The 21,619-nt window shown below is 62.5% G+C and carries 12 protein-coding genes; 7 read left to right on the plus strand and 5 right to left on the minus strand.

Going from position 1 to position 21,619, the window contains the following annotated elements; translation table 11 throughout:
- Nucleotides 1–38 precede the first annotated feature (38 nt).
- The 4 genes from FHS84_RS11295 (at nucleotide 39) to FHS84_RS11310 (ending at nucleotide 6,127) form a co-directional block, all read left to right on the plus strand.
- Nucleotides 39–1,211 carry a Gfo/Idh/MocA family protein gene (locus FHS84_RS11295; RefSeq protein ID WP_166934209.1) on the plus strand — a complete coding sequence of 391 codons (1,173 nt, stop codon included), beginning with the start codon at nucleotides 39–41 and terminating at the stop codon, nucleotides 1,209–1,211.
- Nucleotides 1,212–1,223: 12 nt separating this feature from the next.
- Nucleotides 1,224–2,585 carry a Gfo/Idh/MocA family protein gene (locus tag FHS84_RS11300; protein ID WP_166934211.1) on the plus strand — a complete coding sequence of 454 codons (1,362 nt, stop codon included), beginning with the start codon at nucleotides 1,224–1,226 and terminating at the stop codon, nucleotides 2,583–2,585.
- A 67-nt stretch (nucleotides 2,586–2,652) separates the two neighbouring features.
- Nucleotides 2,653–4,452, plus strand: coding sequence for an ATP-binding protein (locus FHS84_RS11305; protein ID WP_166934213.1), 1,800 nt, complete (start codon nucleotides 2,653–2,655; stop codon nucleotides 4,450–4,452).
- 7 nt (nucleotides 4,453–4,459) lie between these two features.
- Nucleotides 4,460–6,127, plus strand: a complete 1,668-nt coding sequence (locus FHS84_RS11310; RefSeq protein WP_166934215.1) for a sensor histidine kinase — start codon at nucleotides 4,460–4,462, stop codon at nucleotides 6,125–6,127.
- A 12-nt stretch (nucleotides 6,128–6,139) separates the two neighbouring features.
- Here FHS84_RS11310 and FHS84_RS11315 read toward each other — a convergent pair whose 3' ends face one another.
- Nucleotides 6,140–6,925, minus strand: coding sequence for an acid phosphatase (locus tag FHS84_RS11315; protein ID WP_166934217.1), 786 nt, complete (start codon nucleotides 6,923–6,925; stop codon nucleotides 6,140–6,142).
- 303 nt (nucleotides 6,926–7,228) lie between these two features.
- Here FHS84_RS11315 and FHS84_RS11320 point away from each other — a divergent pair, with 303 nt between their 5' ends.
- Together FHS84_RS11320 and FHS84_RS11325 are read left to right on the plus strand one after the other, a co-directional pair.
- On the plus strand, nucleotides 7,229–8,176 hold the full coding sequence (locus tag FHS84_RS11320) for a hypothetical protein (RefSeq protein WP_166934220.1): 948 nt from the start codon (nucleotides 7,229–7,231) through the stop codon (nucleotides 8,174–8,176).
- A 143-nt stretch (nucleotides 8,177–8,319) separates the two neighbouring features.
- Nucleotides 8,320–9,132: a FadR/GntR family transcriptional regulator gene (locus tag FHS84_RS11325; protein ID WP_208393813.1), complete on the plus strand. Its 813-nt coding sequence runs from the start codon at nucleotides 8,320–8,322 to the stop codon at nucleotides 9,130–9,132.
- 44 nt (nucleotides 9,133–9,176) lie between these two features.
- Here FHS84_RS11325 and FHS84_RS11330 read toward each other — a convergent pair whose 3' ends face one another.
- A complete protein-coding gene (locus FHS84_RS11330; protein WP_208393814.1) occupies nucleotides 9,177–12,116 on the minus strand; it encodes a TIM-barrel domain-containing protein in 2,940 nt (979 codons plus the stop codon).
- 24 nt (nucleotides 12,117–12,140) lie between these two features.
- The gene (locus FHS84_RS11335) at nucleotides 12,141–13,805 is read right to left on the minus strand and encodes a DUF5597 domain-containing protein (RefSeq protein ID WP_166934222.1); all 1,665 of its coding nucleotides are present in this window, start codon (nucleotides 13,803–13,805) and stop codon (nucleotides 12,141–12,143) included.
- A 196-nt stretch (nucleotides 13,806–14,001) separates the two neighbouring features.
- On the opposite strand from FHS84_RS11335, the gene FHS84_RS11340 reads away from it, so the two are divergent.
- Nucleotides 14,002–15,444: a tetratricopeptide repeat-containing sulfotransferase family protein gene (locus FHS84_RS11340; RefSeq protein WP_166934225.1), complete on the plus strand. Its 1,443-nt coding sequence runs from the start codon at nucleotides 14,002–14,004 to the stop codon at nucleotides 15,442–15,444.
- 62 nt (nucleotides 15,445–15,506) lie between these two features.
- On the opposite strand, the gene FHS84_RS11345 is transcribed toward FHS84_RS11340, so the two are convergent.
- Both FHS84_RS11345 and FHS84_RS11350 read right to left on the minus strand, forming a co-directional pair.
- Nucleotides 15,507–18,611: a TonB-dependent receptor gene (locus FHS84_RS11345; RefSeq protein WP_166934227.1), complete on the minus strand. Its 3,105-nt coding sequence runs from the start codon at nucleotides 18,609–18,611 to the stop codon at nucleotides 15,507–15,509.
- A gap of 561 nt (nucleotides 18,612–19,172) precedes the next feature.
- Nucleotides 19,173–21,557 carry a glycoside hydrolase family 95 protein gene (locus FHS84_RS11350; RefSeq protein ID WP_166934230.1) on the minus strand — a complete coding sequence of 795 codons (2,385 nt, stop codon included), beginning with the start codon at nucleotides 21,555–21,557 and terminating at the stop codon, nucleotides 19,173–19,175.
- Nucleotides 21,558–21,619 lie beyond the last annotated feature (62 nt).

The raw sequence follows: 21,619 nt of genomic DNA on the forward strand, positions 1-21,619 counted from the left end.
ACCGGTAACACAACCCATCCGGCATGAGAGGGAAGCCCATGTTCGATTCGGTCAATCGTCGCAATGTCTTGATGAGCGCCGGCACGGCCGGCGTGCTCTCAGCCCTGCCCGCCCCCGCCTTGGCCCAGGGCGCACCCGGCATCGGCGCCGAAACCGCCCCCGCCGGATTCGATCCCGCCCCCTTCGCCAAGCAATCGATCAAGTTCGCCGTGATCGGCCTCGATCACTACCACATCATGGGCATGACGGCGGCCGTGCAGCGCGGCGGCGGCAAACTGGTGAAGTTCTACACCACCGATCCCAAACAGATCGCCGATTTCCGCGCCAAGTTCGGCGACATCAAGCTCGCCAAAAGCGAAGACGAGATCCTCAACGACAAATCGATCAAGCTGGTCTGCGGCGCACCCATTCCCGATCAGCGCGCGCCGCTCGGCATCCGGGTGATGAAAGCGGACAAGGACTATCTCTCCGACAAGCCGGCAATCACCACGCTCGAGCAGCTTGCCGAGGTGCGCAAGACCGTCGCCGAGACCAAGAAGAAGTTCGCCATCATGTATTCCGAGCGGCTGGAAGTGAAAGCCGCCATCCAGGTCGGTTATCTGATCGACCAGGGCGCCATCGGCAAGGTGATCCAGACCGTCAATCTCGCCCCGCACCGCATCGGCAATGTCGATGCCGGCGGACGGCCGGAATGGTTCTGGCACAAGCACCGCTACGGCGGCATTCTCACCGACATCGGCTCGCACCAGATCGAGCAGTTTCTCTATTACACCAAATCGACCAGCGCCCATGTGGTCGCCTCGCAGGCGGGCAATGTCGCCCATCCGCAATATCCCGAATTCGAGGATTTCGGCGACATGGTTGCGGTCGGCAACGGCGGCACCGGCTATATCCGCGTCGACTGGTTCACGCCCGACGGACTGCCGACCTGGGGCGACGGGCGGTTGTTCCTGCTCGGCACCGAGGGTTATATCGAACTGCGCAAGTACTACGACGTATCCGGACGGCCCGGCGGCAATCACCTGTTCATCGCCGACAAGAAAGGCGTGCGCTACATCGACTGCAACAACGTCGTGCTGCCGTTCGGACCGTTGTTCGTGCGCGACATTATCGACCGCACCGAGAAGGCGCAGAACCAGGACGAAGCGCTGCTCACCGCCGAACTGGTGCTCACCGCACAAAAGAACGCCACCAAACCCGTTATCACATAAGGACGAAGCGTCATGACACCTTCACGCCGCTCCCTTCTCAAATCGGGCCTCAGTCTTGTGGCCGTTTCGGCCTTCCCCGCCATCGTTCCGCAATCCGCGTTCGGCGCCAACGACCGCATTAATATCGGCGCCATCGGCATCGGACGCATCAGCCGCGTCCACGACATGAAGGAGGTGTTCAAGATCGCCGACGCGCGCATCACGGCGGTGTGCGATGTCGACTCCAAACGCCTTGCGCTCGGCAAGCAGTTCGTCGACGAAACCTACACGACGAAATTCGGCAGGCCGTGGACCTCCACCCTCACCTACGCCAACTATCACGACCTGCTTGCCGACAAGGATATCGACGGCGTCATGATTTCGACGCCGGATCACCAGCACGCCATCCTGGCAGTCCATGCGGTGCGCGCCGGCAAGGACGTCTATCTGCAGAAGCCCGCCTCGCTCACCATCGCCGAAGGCCGCGTCATGGCCGATGAAGTGAAGAAGAGCGGCCGCGTGTTCCAGGTCGGCAGCCAGCAGCGATCCGACGAACCCTGGCCGCAGTTCCGGCGCGCCTGCGAACTCGTACGCAACGGGCGCATCGGCGAACTGAAACATATCGAAGTCGGCCTGCCCGGCGATCCCGCCGGACCCGAGGCGCCCGAACAGCCGGTGCCCGCGAACCTCAATTACGACGCCTGGCTCGGTTCGACGCCGAAGGCCTACTACACCGAAACGCGGGTGCATCCGCAGAACGACTTCGGCCGTCCGGGCTGGCTGCGCTGCGAGCAGTTCGGCTCCGGCATGATCACCGGCTGGGGCGCGCACCATATCGACACCGCCCACTGGGGCATGGATATGGAGCGCTCCGGTCCGGTGGAGGTCTGGGGCGAAGCGGAATTCCCAAAATCCGGGTTATGGAACGTACACGGAAAATTCCTCACCCACGCCCGCTACGCCAACGGCGTGACCATGGACATCTCCGGCGACTTCCCCAACGGGGTCAAATTCATCGGCACCAAGGGCTGGATTTTCGTGGCGCGCACCGGCGAAGGCGTCTCGCCGACCGATCCCAAAGCGACCACCAGCGCCATGCCGCTCCAGGCTTCCGACGAGAAGATACTCGACGGCCTCATCGGCCCGAACGAAATCCAGCTTTACGCCTCGGTCGAGCAGCACCTGGATTGGATCAAGGCGATGCGGACGCGAGGCCCGCATGCAACCGACGCCGAAATCGCCCATCGCGCCTGCTCCACATGCCTCGTCCACTGGATTGCCATGCATCTCAAGCGGCCGTTGCATTGGGACCCCGTGACCGAACGCTTTCAGAACGACGCCGAAGCCAACGCGATGCTGAGCCGTCCGCAGCGCGCGCCCTACACGTTCGGCTAGTCGCCGTCGAGCCTGCACGTTCGACGTTATACGTAGTTTCCACAAGCGCCCCGTCCGGTGCCAAATCATGGGCGGGGCGTTCGGCTTTCTTAACCGGCGTGTGCTCTCTTTCCTGGTCCACCGGCGATGGAGCGCGCCTCTGAACGAGTTCATTACTGCCCGCGCAATGCTGGATGCCCAAGGCGCCATCCTCGAGGGCATGGCGAACGGCGCCGACTTGCGTGAAATCGCGAAAGGGATCGCACTACTGGCCGAGAAGCTGGTCCCTCCGGCGTTGTGCGCCATCACCTTGGTGCAGCCCGACCGGCTAGGGCTGAAGCCGCTGGCGGCTCCGAGCCTCAACCACCATTACTTCTCCACCCTCGAAGAGATCGAAGTCGGGCCCACCAGCGGTTCGACCGGTACTGCCGCCTGGCGGCGAGCACCCGTGCTGGTGTCCGACACCACAACCGACCCGCTATGGCGGAACCTGCAGAGCTTCGCCGACGCCTGCGGCATCCGCTCGAGCTGGGCGCTGCCGATCCTTCATACCGACGGTACCGTGCTCGGCGTACTGACGCTCTACTATCGCGATCCGCACGAACCGGGCGACTGGGATTGGAGCGCACTCAATTCCTGCATCATGCTGATCCGTCTGGCGCTGTCGCAGGAACGCCGAACCCACGAATTGACGGCGAGCGAAGCCCGCTGGCGCATCGGCGTGGAAGCGACCGGCATCGGCAATTTCGACTCCGATTTTGCGACCGGTGTCGATCACTGGTCGCCGAAGATGCGCCAGATCCTGGGTGTCGGCGACGACGTGCACCCCAGCATCGAAACGCTCATCGGCCTCATCCACCCGGACGACCGGCCCGCATTCCTGGAGCGCTACCCCAAGCAACCCGTCCGGCGGCCGGACCGCCCCTGGCAGTTCGAGTTCCGCATCGTGCGCGCCAACGACGGCGAAGTGCGCACCATCCTCACCACCGGCGCCGTGTTCGCGGACGATAGCGGTCAGCTCCGGCATGCGGTGGGCACGATCTACGACATCACCGATCAGCGCCAGCACGAAGAGCAGCTCATAAAGGCCAAAGCCGAGGCCGAAGCCGCCAATCGCGCCAAAAGCCGGTTCCTCGCTTCGATGAGCCACGAGTTGCGCACGCCGCTCAATGCCATCATCGGGTTCTCCGATCTCGTCCGCAATCGCGTGTTCGGACCGATGACGCCGACGCGCTACGAGAGCTATATCGAAGACATCCACCAGAGCGGCACGCATCTGTTGAGCCTCATCAACGACGTGCTCGACATGGCCAAGATCGAGGCCCAGAAGTTCGAACTCGTCCGCTCCGTATTCCCGATCGAGCAACTCGCCGAGAGCGCGATGCTGCTGGTACGCCCGCAGGCGCTCGCCAAGGGGCTCGATCTCGTCGACGACATCGCCGATGCCGACCTGTTGCTCGATGCCGACGAGCGGGCGATGCGGCAGGTGCTGGTCAACCTCTTGTCCAATGCCGTGAAGTTCACTGCGCCCGGCGGCAGCGTGCGCCTGTTCGCCGAACCGGCAAAAGACGGCGGTCTCGCCATCGGGGTCGAAGACAACGGCGCCGGTATGGACGCAGACGGCATCGCTACGGCGCTCGAACCGTTCGGCCAGATTCAGCGCGACGTCACCGCGGAGCGCACCGGGACCGGTCTCGGCCTGCCGTTGGCCAAAGCGATGATCGAACATCACGGCGCCAGCTTCCATATCGAAAGCGAACTCGGCATCGGCACGCGCATCTGGGCCGAATTTCCGCCGAATGCGGTGCACGCGCCGCCGCGGGACGACGACCTCACCACCACGCCTTCAACGCGACGCCGCGAACGGCTTCGGCAGATGAAAGGATGACGTGGCGATGGCTCGTTCCGGCACCCGTTTCCGCTTTCAACTGATCCACATCTGCTTCGCAGCGGCGTTCGCCGTTGTCATGATCGCGATCGTCATCATCACGGGCCTCAGCGCGCATCGCCAGGACGCGCAATCTCTTGCCACGCAGCGGATCGTCGCCGGATACGACGCGGAGGACGCCTATCTGTACCTGCGCGGCCAAGTCCGTCTGATGGTCTATTGGCAAGACTCGTTCGTGAACATCGTCAAGAAGTGGGACCAGAAGTGGGTCACCTACCAATTCGACACCTATGAAGAGTCGATGGGCAACCGCTATACGGCGCTGATCGGACCCAACCGGGAAATCCGCTTCCTGCATGCGCCGCATGGCGAAACGACGCTCAACCCCGAGTATTTCCGGCACGCGAGCGGGCTCAATGCCCTGCTCGATAAAGTCAGCAAATCCGGCGTGCGGCAGCCGCCGGAGATGGCCAACGGCGTGATCGTGTCCGGCGGAAAGCCGTACTTCGCCGTCGCAGCGCCGGTGACCCCGGAAGAAAAAGCCGATCTGCCGGCGGCAAACCGGACGCCGTTCTACGCGATCTTCCTCAATCCGGTGGAGGTCGAGAAGTTCGCCGATCTCTCTACCGGTTTCTCCGCCACCTCCGCTTTCGTCACGCTGGATGGCAACCAGTCCGACGGCTACCAACAGTTCGCCCTGACCGACGCAAGCGGCAAACCCGTGGCGTGGCTCAAGTGGAAACCGCATTTGCCCGGCAGCGATTTCATGCGCCAAGTGACGATCCCGCTAGGCATCGTGCTGTTCGTGTTCGTGCTGACCCAATTGATCGTGGCCGGACGCTGGCTGGCGCTGCAGCGCAACGCCATGCAGGCCCAGGCCGAAGCGCGCGCCGCCCACGAGCAAAGCCGCCTGAAGTCCGTCTTTCTCGGCACCATCAGTCACGAACTGCGCACGCCGCTCAACGCCATCATCGGCTATGCCGACACGCTGAGCTGCCAGATCTTCGGGCCGCTCGGCTCGCCGCGCAACGGCGAGTATGTCCGCGACATCCGCAGCGCCGGTCGCGCCCTGCTCAAGACGGTCAACGACCTGATCGAGATCGCCCGCATCGAGGCGGGCGACAAGGGCGCCGACGAAAAGCCGTTCGATGTGGCCGACGTCGCCCGCAAGGCAATCCATTCGCTGCATGAGCGCATCCAGGAAAAATCGTTGCGGGTGTCTCTCGTCCGCACCGATCGGGCAGCCATCTGCCGGGGTTCCCCGACCAGTCTTGCCCAGGCGATCGAGCGCATCCTGTCCAACGCCGTGCGCCATTCGCCGAATGGCGGTCCGATCACCATCGACATCACCGCCCGCAAGTCCAACATCGTCATCGAAATCCAGGATCGCGGCGAAGGCATTCCGCCCGAACGCCTGGAGGATTTGAAACGGCCTTTCGGCCATCCCGACAATCATCTGATCGCCGTGGGCAAAGGCTTGGCGTTCGGCATTCCGATTGCAAAGGGTCTGATCGAACTGATGGGCGGCACGTTCGAAATCGAGAGTACGCCCGGCGCGGGCACCACGGTGCGCATGATCCTGCCTGCGGCAGATGACGCAGCGCTATCGCCGCCGACGCAGAATGTCAGCGTGCAGGAGAGTATCCGCGAACGCGCCGCCGGAAATTCCCGGTAGCAAACCGTCCGTCTACGGAGCGGGCGCGAAAATATTCAGCGACACCAGCCCGCGTTCGGCTTCGCACAGCGCCGCATCGGGCGCCGGCTTCTTCAGCGCCTTGAACTCGGCCTGCGCCTTCTTGAGATCGCGCTGATACGCCGTGGTCGCCCGCACCGACGTCATGGTGACGGTGGCCGACAAGCGTCCCGCCTCGACGGCGCTGGAATTGTGCGCGCCGCAGACGATCCGGCTCTCGCCGTAAGCCCTGCCCCGCGCCATGATCTGCGACGCGCGACCGGGGGCCACGTCGGCCAGCACCAGAGCCCAGGTCCAGCCGCCCGTGGTGTGGCCGCTGGGATAATCATAGCTGTCCGCCAGTTCCTTCGCCGGCTGGCAGATTTCCCCGGCGTCGATCAGGAAGGGGCGCGAGCGCTTGTTCGCTTTTTTGGCGATATTGGTTTCGCGCTGGGTGTCGTCGCCTGCCTTGTGGACCAGAGCGAGAATGCGCGGCACATCCTTGGGCGTCACCGTGGCGCCGAGAGCGCAGGAAAATCCGGCCAGCATGTCGGCGTCTTTCCAGCTTACGTCCTTGGTCGCCATCTCCCACCGCGGCGAACCGGCGTAGCGGCGGGTCGCCTTGAAGATCGCGCGGTCGGCGTCGTAGCGCGCGTCACCCGCAACCGGTCCGGCGGGCAGCACCGACATGATGTCGACCGTGCCGGGCTTCAGATATCCCTTGTGCGCCGGAACGTCCTGCGCAACCGCCAACCCCGCCAGCATGATGCCGGCCGCCAACCCTGCAGTGATCGTCCGCATCCGAATCCTCCCGAAACCTATCGCAGCCGGAATATCCCCGATCCCTGCCAGGGCTCAAGATTTGTGATGCCACTCTGGAACGGATCCAAAGAAATTACGGCAAGATTGCGGCTACACATAAGGGCAGCCAAATCGCCTGCAGAGGGTGCGGAGGATGGAAGCAGCACGCCTGAAAAGCCCTTGGAACGGGCTTTTATTGGGCTATACTATCATATCAATCATGTAATTAGGGGGAGTCTCATGCGTCTCGGAATTGCTATGGCTGCAATGGTAATCGCTGTCATGGGAGGGGCGCATGCTCAAATGGCCCCCGGTGGAGCTCCTGTTGCCGGCGCTCGCGGAGGCATCCCGCAAGGCCAGCTCTCGCAAGAGCAGTTCAACAAACTTCAGGACTACGCCCAGGACGCCAAGCGCCTCACCAAGGAAGACAAGGCCAAAGGCAAGACTCTCGAGCAGGTCCTGGCGGAAGACAAAATCGCTGCCGCGGCGCTCGCCAAATCCATGTCGCTGTCGTGCGAAGTAACCGATGCGATGCGCGTCGCCGCCGGCCCGGAAACCGTCGACGGCAAGACGGTCCAGACCCAGACCTATGAAACGACCTGCTCCAACGGCATGGGCTACTTCCTCGTCTCGCAGGAGCCTGCCAAACCTTATGGCTTCTCGTGCTTCGCGACCGACGCCACCGCCAAGGCCGACATCGCGGCCAAGCGCAAGCCGACCGAAATCTGCCGCTTGCCGGGTAACGCCGATTTGAAGGCGGTTGCCGCCAAAATGCTGACCGCCTCGGGCCATGTCTGCAAGGTCAAGGACTTCAAGTGGTCCGGCCAGAATGCGGCCAATCACATCGAATTCGACGAAGTCGCCTGCGATGACGGCCAGGGCTACATGATGGTCGTCGGCCTGCCCGGCGCGTCCATTCCGGTCCACGTGGAGACCTGCAACCAGTCGGCCAAGCGCGGTCTGCCCTGCAAACTGTCGGACAATGGCGACATCGGTCCGACGCTGAAGAGCTTCCGCGACACGCTCGCCAAGAACAAGATCGCTTGCGAAGCTACCGACCAGACCACCCGCGTGGTCGGCCAGATCGAAGCCAAGAAGCTCTACGTCGTCGAGTTTGCCTGCCCGCAGATGCCGAAGGGCATCGTGGCCTACATTCCGCACGACGACAGCAAGTGGCCGTTCGAGGTCGTGGATTGCCCGACGGCAGCCAAGCGCGGTGCGGTTTGCGCCTTGCCAGGCAACAAGAAATAGATCGCCGGCCAGCCATGGGCGCAGCTTTGGCGAATTGCGGTGGAATGCGGACGATGATACCGTTACCATCACTTGTCAGCTGTCGCCCTGGCACGGACCGGACGTCGCGGTCCTCCGGACGGCGTTCATGAAGGGAGCTGGGGATGCGTAATGCCTCGCAGAGCACCGGTGCGATGGGAGCCCACTCCCCATCCGTCGGCGGCATGGCCGGTTCCAACCTCACCTTCCGCGTGATGGAAGACATCGGCATCGCCGTCGTCACCGGGCACTATTCCGAAGACAATCCATTTCCGATCGAGGCCGTGCTCTGCGAAAAGTACAACGTCTCGCGCAGCGTCTTGCGCGAGGCGGTGAAGATGCTCACCGCGAAAGGCTTGATCGCCGCGCGTCCGCGTCACGGTACCTGGGTGCTGCCCGAACGGTCGTGGAATTTCCTCGACCCCGACGTGCTGCGCTGGCTGTTGGAGCGCAAGCTGTCGTTCCAGCTCCTCTCCGAGTTCACCCAGATGCGCATGGCGGTGGAGCCGGTCGCGGCGGCCATGGCGGCCGAATTCGCCGGGCGCGAAGAAATCGCCGCCATCACCAACGCGATCAACCGCATGGTGGCGGCCGAGCATGGCGACGACGATCCCTTGACCAGCGACATCGCCTTCCACGTCGCGGTGATGCGCGCCAGCGGCAACCGCTTCTACGCCCAGATGTGCGATATGATCGATACCGCCGCGCGCTTCTCGATCCGCGCCACCAACTTCTTCAAGGGCGTGGCGCAGGCCTCGGCCGCCGACCACAAGAAGGTCGCCGATGCCATCGTGAACGGCGATGCCGAAGCAGCCAGCGCGGCAATGCGGTTCCTGATGCAGGAAGCGCTGGACCTCATCGCCTATGCCAAAACCCAGACGGCCAAGCCGCCGGTCCTGCCCACGCACGGCATCGAAAACCAGATCCCGGCGGAATAAGGCAGTTTCAGCGCGCGTACCGGAAGCACGCGCGCTGATTCAATTCACTTCCGTTTCACCTCGACCGCTTCGCCGCTGTACTTCACGACTTCGGCGCCCTTGGCGTCGAAATCGAGCGCGGTCTTGGTCGGTCCCGAGATGAAGCGGACCTTGAAGGTACGCGCCGCGATCATGCCGGGGAACGAGCCCTTGCGCGCGCCGATGATGAGCGTGCCGGTCGCTTCGTTCCAGGCCACCGGAATGCGCGCGAAGGCGCCCTTCTGATAACCGGTCGACGTGCCGTCGTCCTCGTAAAGATCGAAGTGGCCGTCCTTGCCGGTGTAGACGGTGAGCGTGATCGGCGCACCGGGCTTTTCGCCCGTGTACTGCTGCGCCACGCCGGTCGGCACGACGGCGCCTTCCTTGACGAACAGCGGCATGCGATCGAGCGGCGCCTTGGCGGTAATGGTATGGCCGCCCTCGTACACCGCGCCGGAGAAGTAATCGTACCAGCGCGTGCCGGCCGGCAGATAGACCGACCGCGACGTCGCCTTGTACTCCGTCACCGGCGCCACCAGGAACGACGGCCCGAACAGATATTCGTCGGCGATGTTGCGAACCGCGGGATCGTTCGGGAAGTCCATCACCAGGCCGCGCATCATCGTGCCGGCCTTGAAATAGGTATCGGCCGCAAGCGTGTAGATGTAGGGCAACAGCCGGTAGCGGAGCTTGTCGTAGAAGGCGAGGATGTTGAACACCTTCGTGCCCGGCTTGGCGATTTCGAAGGTCTCGCGCTTGACCAGTTCGCCATGGCTGCGGAACACCGGCACGAACGCGCCGAACTCGTACCAGCGGGTATAAAGCTCGGTCCACTCCGCCTTGTCGGCCGGCTTGGGCTCGATCTTCTTCTTGCCGACTTCCATCGTGAGATAGCGGTTTTCCAGGGTGTAACCGCCGATGTCGAACGTCCAGTTCGGGATGCCCGACATCGAGAAATTCACGCCGGCCGAAATCTGCTCGCGCATGTCGCTCCAACGCGCCGCGATATCGCCGCTCCACACCGCCGCATTGCAGCGCTGCACGCCGGCAAAGCCCGAGCGCGTCAGGATGAAGGTGCGCTTGTCGGGATGCGCCGCCTGCCAGTGATCGTAGAAGCCGCAGACGTGCATCAAAGGATAGGTGTTGTAGAACTCGGCGCCCGGCCCCAGCACGGTCGGTCCGCGCATCTTCACCTGCACGTCCATCGCCGTGTTGGAATGGATGTCGGGCTCGTCGTTGTCCATCCACCACGCATCGGGCGCCACCAGATTGTCGAGCTTCTTCTGGACCTGGTTCCAATAGATGTCGCGGGCTTCCTTGGAATAGACGTCGTAGTTGGACGACACGTATCCCGGCCCGACCCAGTCCTTGAACTTCTGGTCGACGGAATAGCGGTACATCAGGCCCTTCTCGTCGAACTCCTTGAAGTGCGGCAGGCCCTCATAGAATTTCGGCCAGATCACCAGCATCACGTGGCCGTTCATCTTGCGAACGTCGTCGAACATCTTTGGCGGATTGGGGAAGCGGCTGGTATCGAAATCGTGGCTGCCCCACTCCGGGTCCTTCCAATAGCGCCAGTCCTGCACGATGGCATCGATCGGCAGCTTCAGCTTGCGGTATTCGTTGAACACGCCGACGAGCTGGTCCTGCGTTTCGTAGCGCTGACGGCTCTGCCAGAAGCCGTAGGACCACTCGGGCATCATGATCGCCGGTCCGGTGAGATGGCGGTACCCGGCGATGACGTCGTCGAGGTTCGATCCGGCGACGTAATAATAGTCGATGGCCTTGGCGACATCGGAATGCAGCGACAGTTCGTGGCGTTCGGCATCCGGCATCGGATCGAGATGCAGGAAGCGCAAATAGCCGCCTTCCGGTTTCCACTCCGCCTTGAAGGTGACCTTCTTGCCGGCAGTCATCGGAATTTCGACGTTGCGGTACCAGCCCTGCCAGCCCTGGCGCCAGGAATCCATCACCAGCTTGCCGTCGAGCCACAGCTTGAAATAGCCCGAGACGTAGAAGCGGAATTTGTGCACGCCGCTCTTCTGGGTCTCGAGGGCGCCGTCGTAGGTGACGGTGAGCGCGCGCGGCGGCGCCGGCGGCAGATTGCTGGTCCCCGCGCCCTTTTGCTCCTGCATCACGCCGGGCGGGAAATTTTTCTGATCTTCGATGAACTGGTAGTTGGGATCGGCTTCGATCCGCTCGGCCAGGAGTTTGCCGCCATCGGTATAGCGCGCCGTGAAGCCGCCTTCCTTGCCCGACGCATCGTAGATCTTGAGCTGGGCGTTGATCGCGGGATATTCCGCCGGATAGCCGAAGCGGGTGATCGAATAGTTGTCCCACAACACGCCGTAGTTCTTGGTCGACACCACGAACGGCACCGCCACGTCCATGTTGTGCTGGGCGAGGATCACGTCTTCGCCGTTGTAGTTCATCTGGCCGTTCTGGTGCTGGCCGAGGCCGTAGAAGGCTTCGTCGGTGCCGCGATTGAATTCGGCCCGCACGTCGTAGAACGGCTTGCCGTCGACCGTCACCGGCTTGAACGTGGTCGCCGCACCGGCCAGCACCGGCTTGCCTTCGGCATCGAGGAACTTGACCTCGCCGGTCTTGAGCGAGACCTGCGCCGACAGCTTCGCGGTCTTCACGGTCAGCGTGTCGCCATCCACCGCGGTGTCGAACTTCACCGCTTCCGGCGCGGCCCGCACCAGGAGGCTCTCTCGCGGCGCGATCGCCGCATCGGGCGAGGACGTGACGTGGATGATCGACTCCGTCATCACTTCGAGCCGCACCTTCTTGGCGGGCCCGGCGGTCGGGGTCACCACCACGCCGGTGGCGGTCTTCTCCCACGGCGATGCCGGTGCAGCCGGCGGCGGCTTCGGCGCAAACAGATCGTGTACGGACGAACAAGCCCCGGTAACCGCCAGCGCGGCCACGGCGGCGGTGATCATCAAAACCTTCTTCGAGGTCATCGCGTTTCTCTCCAATGCCTGTTGTCAGTACGTCGCCAGCTTGACGTGCAGAATGACGGGGCGGTCGGTGAAATTGAGCCCCCAGTCGGCCTGGTCGCCGTTCCACACCCGCTCGAACACCCACTTGCCGTCTTTGTAGTGGCCCTCTTCCACCCGCGCGAACTGGAAGCCGTTGGCGGACTTCGGATCGGCGAGGTCGAACGTGGCGCGGGCGTGAATGCCGGTGACGAGATATTCGTCCGGTCCCAGCTTGGCGACGGCAACACCGCCGGACGCCTTCTCGGTGCCAGCAGGAATGCCGTTGGCACCTTTGGGATCCCACGCCTTCAGGCCGAACTGCCATTCCTGATACGAAACCGTCAGCTTGAAGCGGCCGAGCGCGATCTCCTGCGACTTGTGATCGTCAGGCTCCGACACGCCCCAGACATCGCTTTCGTACGCGAGCCGCGCCCATTCGCGATCGATGCCGCGCAGGGCTTTGTAGTTCACAGCGAACGGCGCGATGGATTGCGCATCCACCACCTTGGCGCCGAGCGGCCAGTTGGAATAGCCGGTGAAATCGAAGCCGAACGGCGCAAAGCCGAGCGTGCGCTTGCCCATCGCAGCATAGACGTAGCGCGCGAAGTCTTCGGAGCTTCCGATCTCGACGATCATCAGCGGATTGTCGGGGCGCGTGTACTTGTCCATGTGGGCGACGACAGTGGCGCCGTCATGGCTGTAGATGTCGGGCGCGGCGGTGAAGATCGAGGGTGCCGCGACGCGATAAATGTCGAGCACGTTCCAGGTCGGCCCGCCCGACGCGTAGGTCAGCGGGTCCTGCGGTTTGGTGGGATCGCGCAAGGCGGCGTTGACATACATCGGCAGCGGATAGACCGCCTTGCCGGCCTTCGCGACCTCTTCGATGTACGACGCCACCGACCAGGCGTGGAAATACTCGTCGGCATCGGCGCCGAACGTCTCTTTCCAGGTGCCGGGCTGCTTGCCGAATTTGGCGGCCAGCGCGGCGGGCACCGGACCGTCGAACAGTTTCTGCGCGGCGGGCGAATAATCGCGCACGCTCTTGTAGGTGCCGGGCTCGTTCTCGACCTGAACCATCAGCACGGTGCGCTGCGGATCGGCCTCTTTGAGATGGGCCATCAGGGCGACGAACGCCTTCTTGTCGGCTTCGAGCGTGGTGCGCGAATGCGGCGACAGCGCGTACGTGACCTGCCCCTTGGCGTCGACCAGATGCGGGAACCGCTTGCCGTCGAGCTTCACCCATTCCGGCGCATAGGCCGGAGCGGTGTTCTTCCAAGTCGCGAACCACAACAGCACCAGCCGGGTGTTGTGCGCACGGGCTTCGCCGAGCAGCGTGTCGACCCAGGAGAAATCAAACCGGCCTTCGACCGGCTCGATCTGCTCCCAGGCGACCGGAATCTCGAGCGTGTTGGCGCCGAGTTGCTCGACGGCGGGCCAGATCTTCGGCAATTGCGAAGGATAGTTGGCGGCGTTGTTCGCCTGCACGCCCAGCATCAGGAACGGCGCGCCGTCGACCATCAGGGCGGTATGCCCGTTCTTCTGCGCGATGGTCGGAATGGGGGCTTCGTGCGAAGCGGGCGTCTGCTTCTGATGACACCCGGCGACCAAAAGGCCAGCCGCGATCAGCGAGGCGACGACGGTCTTCCGCGCCGCAGATTTCTTGCGTTCCATGGTGCAGTTCCTTCCCTCGCCGTCCTTGATATTATTTATATGACAGCGCTTTCGAGGCCGGACTTTGCAGCGGAAATCCGCGCTCCGCAAGCCGTTTTGGAACTTGGAAAACCCATTTCGCAACATTGTGTAGACCACTCTGCAGTCGGTTGACGACAGGTCCGCAACCCCACAGGGTGCATCCAGAGGGACGATCATGGACAACCCGGCAGAACAATTGGCTTCGGCCCAGGCGCTATACCGGCAGGGCCGGTTCGAAGAGGCTGCGGCCAAATTGGAACAAGTGATCGCTGCCGTACCGCAGGCGTTCGAACCGCGCGCACTGCTTGGTGAACTGCTTCTGAAACTCGGCCGTCCGAGTGCCGCAATGGCCGCCTGGGAGGAGGCCATCGGACGCGATCCCCGACTTCAAGCGGTCTGCCGGGACGTCGATACGTTCGACAACGAAGACGAGCGCAATACCGTGGCGCTGGAGAACTGCCGCCACATCCTCACCCACTATCCCGCCTATGCGCCGGCGTATTACGGCATGGCGTGCGCATACCTGAATCTCGGCCGGGCGGTCGAAGCCTGCCGCGCCGCCGAACGGGCGCTGATGATCGATGCGACGGTCCCGACTTACTACCATCCGCTGGTCCACGCCGGAAACGCCAAGCAAAAGGCCCAGGCCATTGCGATGCTGGAAAAGCTGGCGCAACACGAGGACGCGCTCGACGCGCAGGACCGCTCCACCCTGCACTTCCTGCTGGCAAAAGCCGCAGACCGCAGCCGCCCCGCGGAAGCCTTCGCCCATCTCGAGATGGCCAATGCCGCCAAACGAAGCCTGATTGCCTATGACGAAGCGCGCGAACTCGGACAGATGCAGGCTGCCGCCGATGCCTTCACGCCCGAACTGCTCGCAACACGGCGCGGATCGGGATGCATCAGTTCGTTACCCGTGTTCGTTGTCGGCATGCCGCGATCCGGAACCTCTTTGGTCGAGCAAATTCTGGCCAGCCATCCGGAGGTGCACGGCGCCGGCGAAATCACGCCCCTGCCCGATCTCGTTGCGAACGGAGCGGCCGGAGCGGATTATCCGCGGGGTGTCGCCGCGGCGACCGCCGACGCACTGGCCAGCCTCGGCGAAGCCTATGTCCGCAAAGTAACGGCGATCGCACCGGCCGCCCATCGTATCGTCGACAAGTTCCCCTACAATTTCCTGCATGTCGGCCTCATTCATCTGGCCCTGCCGCAGGCGAAAATTATTCACATCCGCCGCGATCCGCTGGACACCTGCTTTTCGTGCTTTCAGCAATCCTTTGCCGGCGATGTCGGCTTTGCCTACGACCTCGGCGAACTCGGCCGCTACTACAAGGCCTACGATGCCTTGATGGCGCACTGGCGGTCAGTGCTGCCGGCCGGCGCGATGCTGGAAATCCAATACGAAGACCTAGTGAAAGACCTGCCGGCGTTGGCACGGCGCATGGTGGAATACTGCGGCCTCGAATGGGATGCGCGCTGCCTCGAATTTCACAAAACCGAGCGAGCCGTGGTGACCGCGAGCTTCAATCAGGTGCGCCAGCCTCTTTACCAAAGCTCCGTAGGGCGGGCCGAGGCATACCGTCCCTATCTCGCTGCGTTGCGCGATGCCCTCGCCTGACAAGGCATAAAAAAAGCCCCCCGGAGGAACCGGGGGGCTTCGCAGATATGTGAACCGGCGTCTTACCAGTTCGTACGCACGACCATCGCGTAGCTGCGGTCATGCGCGATCCAGTTCACGCGCGGATGGTAGTCGGCATAACCCTGGTCCGTATTGAACTTCGACCCGGTGATGTTGGTGACCTGAACGCCGACCTTGAAGTGATCCCAGAACGAGTAGAACACCGAACCGTCGAGCTGGCCGTAGTTCTCGACCCAAACCGGCGTACGCGGCGCATTCGAGTTCGCCGAGGACGACATATAGGTCGAACGCCAGTTCCAGGCCAAACGGGCATCGATGTTGTACTTCGCGTACATCAGAGCCAGGTTGTAGCTGTCGTTGGACATGCCTTCCATCGGCAGCGTGGCGTTACCGCTGGCGACCGCATCCGACGCGGTGATGTTGCCGGAGTTGTTGTGGCCGCCCCAGTTGTAGATCTTCGTGTAGTTGGCTTCGAAACCGAAGCCGCTCCAGAAGCCCGGCAGGAAATCGTAGAACTGGTGATAGTCGATTTCCCAACCGTCGATACCGCCCTTCGAACCGTTCACGTAACTCGTATCCGAGAAGGTGTAGGTCTGGCCCGAATACGGGTTGGTGACCGACGTCGGCGCGGTCCGGGTGTAGATGTAGTTGGTGATGCGCTTGCCGAACAACGACATTGTAACGCTGCCGCTCGGTGCGAAGTACCATTCCAAGCTGAAGTCGACGTTGGTCGAGTGCATCGGCTTCAGGTTCGGATTGCCTTCATACCCCGAAGGCGTGGTCTTGAAGCTGAACGCCTGAGACGATTGCGAATCGCCCCAGTTGAAGGACAGCGAGCCGTCGTTGCTCGTGTATGCGAATTCCGGACGCAGCATGGATTCCGAATAGGCCAACCGAGCCTGCAACTCGCTGGTGAGACTGGCGCGAAGGTTGAAGCTGGGAAGAGCCTCGGTGTAGCTGGTCTCGACCGGATCGGGCCGCAGCACGGCGTAGGCCGCATGCGCATAGTCGCCCCAGAAGGTCATGGCCGTGTTGTAGTCGGCGCACGAGGTGACGACCGTGGTCGGGTCGCCTGCCTTCATCTCCTTGCCCAACGCCAGGGCGCAGCCGTTGGAAACCTTGTAGCTGCCGACGTCAGGCGCCGACGGCATGACCAGTTTGCCGTTTTCGACGACATGCTTGGTATGGACGATGCGAACGCCGATGTTGCCGTCGATCGGAATATTCCAACCGAACAGATTTTCCTTGGCGAAGTCCAACTGGGCATAGCCGGCATAGGTGTCTTGCGTCTGCGGGCTGATCGTATTGCCCGTGACACTGCTGCCCACCGTCGTATTGGCATATGCCGCAATGCAGGTGATGCCCGTCTTGCAGCCTACGTCATACGTGTAGCTCTGGAAGCCCCAGCCGGGTTGCACCGGACGATAGAGGGTCGTCAGATCATACGTGTTCATCAGGGCCAGGCTTGCGCTCGGGACCCAGAGTTTCGGCACGTTCTGCCCGTAGATCAGCGGATAGGAATAGAGCTGGCCGTACTTGTTCAGAGTCTTGAACCCGTCGCTGATGGCGGCCGAGGTGATCGTTTCGCCGTTCGAGTTCACGAAGCTGGTCTTGCCGGGGAAGCTCTTCCAGGTGCCGCCGAGGGTGTAACCGCCGTCGATCCACCATCCGATCGGGTTGATCGAAGCCCAGTTGTAGCCCGTGGCGCGCGCCACGGACAACTTCTGCTGAGCGCGGAAGCCGACGTCAACGGCCTTGACGAAGCCCAACAGGCCGTCGCCGCTGAACCGGTAAGTCGCATCAATACGTTCGGCGTAGGAATGCGCCGAGTTGTATTCCATATGATCCATGTCGGCCAACCAGTAGTAGTTGGTCGGATCGGTGGTATCGGCCGTCTTGTCCCAGGAGATCTTCGGATTGTTCCTGTCGGTCAGGTCCATCGTCACCAAGGTGTTCGGCATATAGCCGGTGAACACCGAGTTGTTGAGGTACTGACGATTGCTGTCGACATACTGGAGGTCAACCGACACATCGAGGTTGTCGGTCGGCGTCCACTTCATGTTGGCGGCAAGTTCGCTGGTACGGTTATGACCGGTACCGGCGCGGGTATCGATGGTCGTGAGCTTGCCGGTGCCCTTGATCCACTGGCCGTTTTTGTAAGTCGAATTGGCGCCGTAGTCGCCCCACGCCTTGGAGTCCATCTGCACATAATGCTCCAGATCGGTGAAGTGGGCATATGTGTTCATACCGCTGACGCTGAATTCCAACTTCTCAGTCGGGCGCCACTGCAACACCACGGTGCCGGCGAGACGCTGCTGCCGGAAGTCCACCTGACGATAAGCGAAACCTTGCGGCTTCATCTTGTGGCCGGAATCGGCCAAGCAGGTGGTGTAGGCGTTATCAGTCGCAGTCGCCTGCGAGATCGTCCCTGCCGAATTGTAGCAGTCGAACGGGAACAGATTGATGCCGGTCGTACGGGTCAACTGGTCCTGCCAGTCGACCGACGCCAGAACGCCGAATTCGCCGAGGCGGGTGTTGAAACGGTCGCTGAACAGCGCATTCCCGGACGGCAGGGCGCGGTCCGACATTTCGCCGTACGTATAGTCGCCGGAGACCGCGATCTTGCGGCCATCGAAATCGAACGGCTTGTGGGTCTTAAGGTCAACCACGCCGCCGATACCGCCTTCGATCATGCTCGCGGTGGGGCTCTTGTAGACGTCAACGCCCGACAGCAGGTCGGCCGAAACGTCGGCAAAGCTCATAGTGCGGCCGTTGATGGCCGAGAATTCATCGCGGCCGTTGAAGGTCGTCTGTACCCATGACAAGCCGCGGATGAACACCGAGTTGCCGGTCGAGCCCATGCGGACCAGGTCGTTCGGCGAGTCGTTGCGCTGCAGGGTCACGCCCGGCACGCGCTGCAAGGCTTCGGCGACGTTGCGGTCCGGCAGTGCACCGATGTCGACGTTCGTGATCGAATCGACCACCTGATTTGCGTTCTGCTTGATCGACTGTGCCGACTGCAAGCTGGCGCGGATACCGGTGACCGTCACCGTTTCCATCTGTTCTTGTGCGAACGACGGAATCATAAACAGCCCGACGGCGGCACCGCCGAGCAGGACATTTTTCAACTGTAGAAAGTTTTTCACGAAGGCCCTCCCAGGTTCTTAGCGGCGTCTCGTGGGCTGACTTATCCGATTGAACGGATAATTCGTTTACCTACGAAACCCCTCCCAAAAGTGTCCGACGTCAAACCCCAGAACGATCGGTTCTCCGCTGCCCGTTTTAGTTGCAGATCGGCGACCGGCTTTTTTTGTCTGGGTTCCCCTCGAACACAAACGGATACATCACGAGCTACACAACAAAGGAGGCCCTTAGTTCCCGGCACCGCTACGTTGCCGAAAAACCAGGAAATCTCCCGTGATTGTTGCGTTACCATGGACAGCGCTTACCGACAAGCTAGGAGAGAGCCGTATCCGCCTTATTTCCGCCACCTGCGCTAAAACTGCCGCAGCAGCACAGCACGAGGCCAAAGTGCAGGCCGGGGCTGGGACCGCTAACAGCATGCCCGCAATAGTAGATGCTATTGGAACCATTGGATTTTTAGCCGGGCCCGTATTTTTGGCCACGCCATAGCGCCTCGGATCCCGCCTCGTCGGCTGGATGCGGGGGGCCTGTGCAATCGTAGCTAAATTGTGGCGGAAGCCGAACTAGAAAGCGGTTACCAAGTACCGCTCGCCGGCCTTCAGCGAGAGGGTACGGACCTCCCCTTCCCCGACGAGATTCAGCGCGCGCCCCTTTGTGTCGACGGCCTTGAAATGTCCCGCAAACGCACCACTGCGCACCTTCACAGCGCCGTCGCGCTGCGCGATCAAAGTGAAGTTCCGCACGCGGCCGTTGCGCCAGGTCATGTCGACGATGAGGCCGCCACGCGCGCGAAGCCCGCGCACCGCTCCGTTGCTCCACGCCTTTGGCAAGGCCGGAAGAATGTCGATTATCCCGCCATGGCTTTGCAGCAGCATCTCGGCGATGCCGGCAGTCGCGCCGAAATTGCCGTCGATCTGGAACGGCGGGCCGACATACTGATCCCACAAATTCGCCATCGCGTTCTCCTTGAGGAGTTGCGACAGCAGAAGATGGGCATGGTCGCCGTCATAGAGCCGCGCCCAGAAGTTCATCTTCCAGGCCTTGCTCCAGCCGGTCCCCGCTTCGCCGTGACTGGTCGTGGAGTCGCCGCGCGCCCGCAACGAAACCTTGGCCGCTTCCGCCAGCACCGGTGTGGTCAGCGGCGAAATCTGCATGCCGGGATGCAGCGCATAGAGATGGGAGGTGTGGCGATGCTCGTCCTTGGGATCGTCCCACTCCTCCTTCCATTCGCGCAGCTGGCCCCATTTGCCGACGGCCAGACCCGGATCGAGTTTCTTCAACGCCGCGTCGAGCTTTTCCGCGGTAGCGCCATCGCCCAGGATCCGGGCCGCCTCGGCGGTTTCCGAGAATAGTCCGTACACGATCTGTTGCGACATCGCCGCGCCGGCCGAGAACGGGCCGTGCTCGGGCGAATAGGACGGCGACACCACCAGCTTGCCGTCGCGCGGATCGGTGACCAGCGCCTCGAGCCAGACGTCGGCGGCGCCTTTCATCACCGGATAGGCGCGACGCTCCAGGAAGGCGCGATCGCGCGTGAAGCGGTAGTGGTCGTAATACTGCGAGGCGAGCCAGGCGCCCGCTTCCGGCTGCCAGAACGCCGTCGGCCACGCGATCACGCCGGTGTAGCCCCAGATATTGGTATTGAGGAACAGCGTCCAGCCTTTGGTGCCCATGATGCGCTCGGCGCTGGCGCGTCCGGGCTCCACCAGACCGTCGACGAAGGCATGGAACGGCTCCAGCGTTTCGGGAAGACCGGTGACGTCGGCGAGCCAGTAGTTCATCTGCAGATTGATGTTCACATGATAGTCGTCGTTCCATGGCGGCGTGGTCGACGCGTTCCACACGCCTTGCAGATTGGCCGGCAGCGATCCGGCGCGCGACGACGCAATCAGCAGATAGCGGCCGTATTGGAAGAACAGCGTCTCGAGCGCCCGATCGGCGGCGGCGTCCTTGCCGTAGCCTTTCACCAAAGCATCGGTCGGCAGGTTCGGCATCTTGCCGCCGAGATCGAGCGCGACGCGGCCCATCAACCGGCTGTGATCGGCAACATGCTCCTTCAGCAGCGCCGCATACGGCTTTTTCGCTGCCGCATCGAGCCGTGCCGCGATCCCTTCGTGCGGATCGGGGCCGCGGTAATCGGGATAATGATTGAGATAGTTGGTTCCCGCCGCGAGGATCACGACGGCACTGTCGGCGCCCTTCACCGTCACGCTGCCGTCGGCATTGTCGATGCGCGAACCGCCCGTTGCGATCACCTGCACGCCGGCTTCGTACTTCAGGCCATTATCATTAAGTGCGCCGCGTTCGCTGATCCGCCCGGCCGAGGCGGTACGGATCGCACTGCGGTTGGCCGGCGCGGTCAGTTTGGCCGTGAAGCCGATCTTGCCGGGTTGGGATGCCGTGAGCCGGATCACAATGACGTGTGCTGGATAGGACGCGAAGTACGCGCGGGAGTAGCGCACGCCGTTCACTTGGTAGCTGGTGCGCGCCACCGCCTGGCCGATATCGAGCGCGCGGCGATACGTGTCGGGCGTGCCGGAACGGTCGAACGTCAGCACGAGATCGCCGAACGTCTGGTAATCGCCATAGGCGACGGTCTGATGGCCGAGTTGCGCGGCAATGTCCTCGGGCTTCGCCTGCAAGTCCTTGGCGAGACGCGCTTGAACCTCGGCCAGCTTGGGTTTCAGCGATTGCGGCGGCAGACCGAAATCATAGCCGGGCGCACCGGGGCCGCCGGTCCATAATGTCTTTTCATTAAATTGAATGTCGTCGCTGACAACACCGCCGGAGATCACCGCGCCCATCGCGCCGTTGCCGATCGGCAAACCGTAATGCTCCCAATCCGCGGCAGGCTTGTCATACCAGAGCGATAGTGCCTCTCCCGCTCCGGCTGTTGCGCTGGTTGCAATAGCGGCGAGGATCAGAACAGCCACGGTGCGAAGTCGCATGCAAAAGCCCCACAAGCGCATTGCGTCGCGCGCAAACTTATATGATTTATTCCCGCCAAAGA

It is taken from the genome of Rhizomicrobium electricum (genome assembly GCF_011762045.1).
GTDB lineage: Bacteria > Pseudomonadota > Alphaproteobacteria > Micropepsales > Micropepsaceae > Rhizomicrobium > Rhizomicrobium electricum.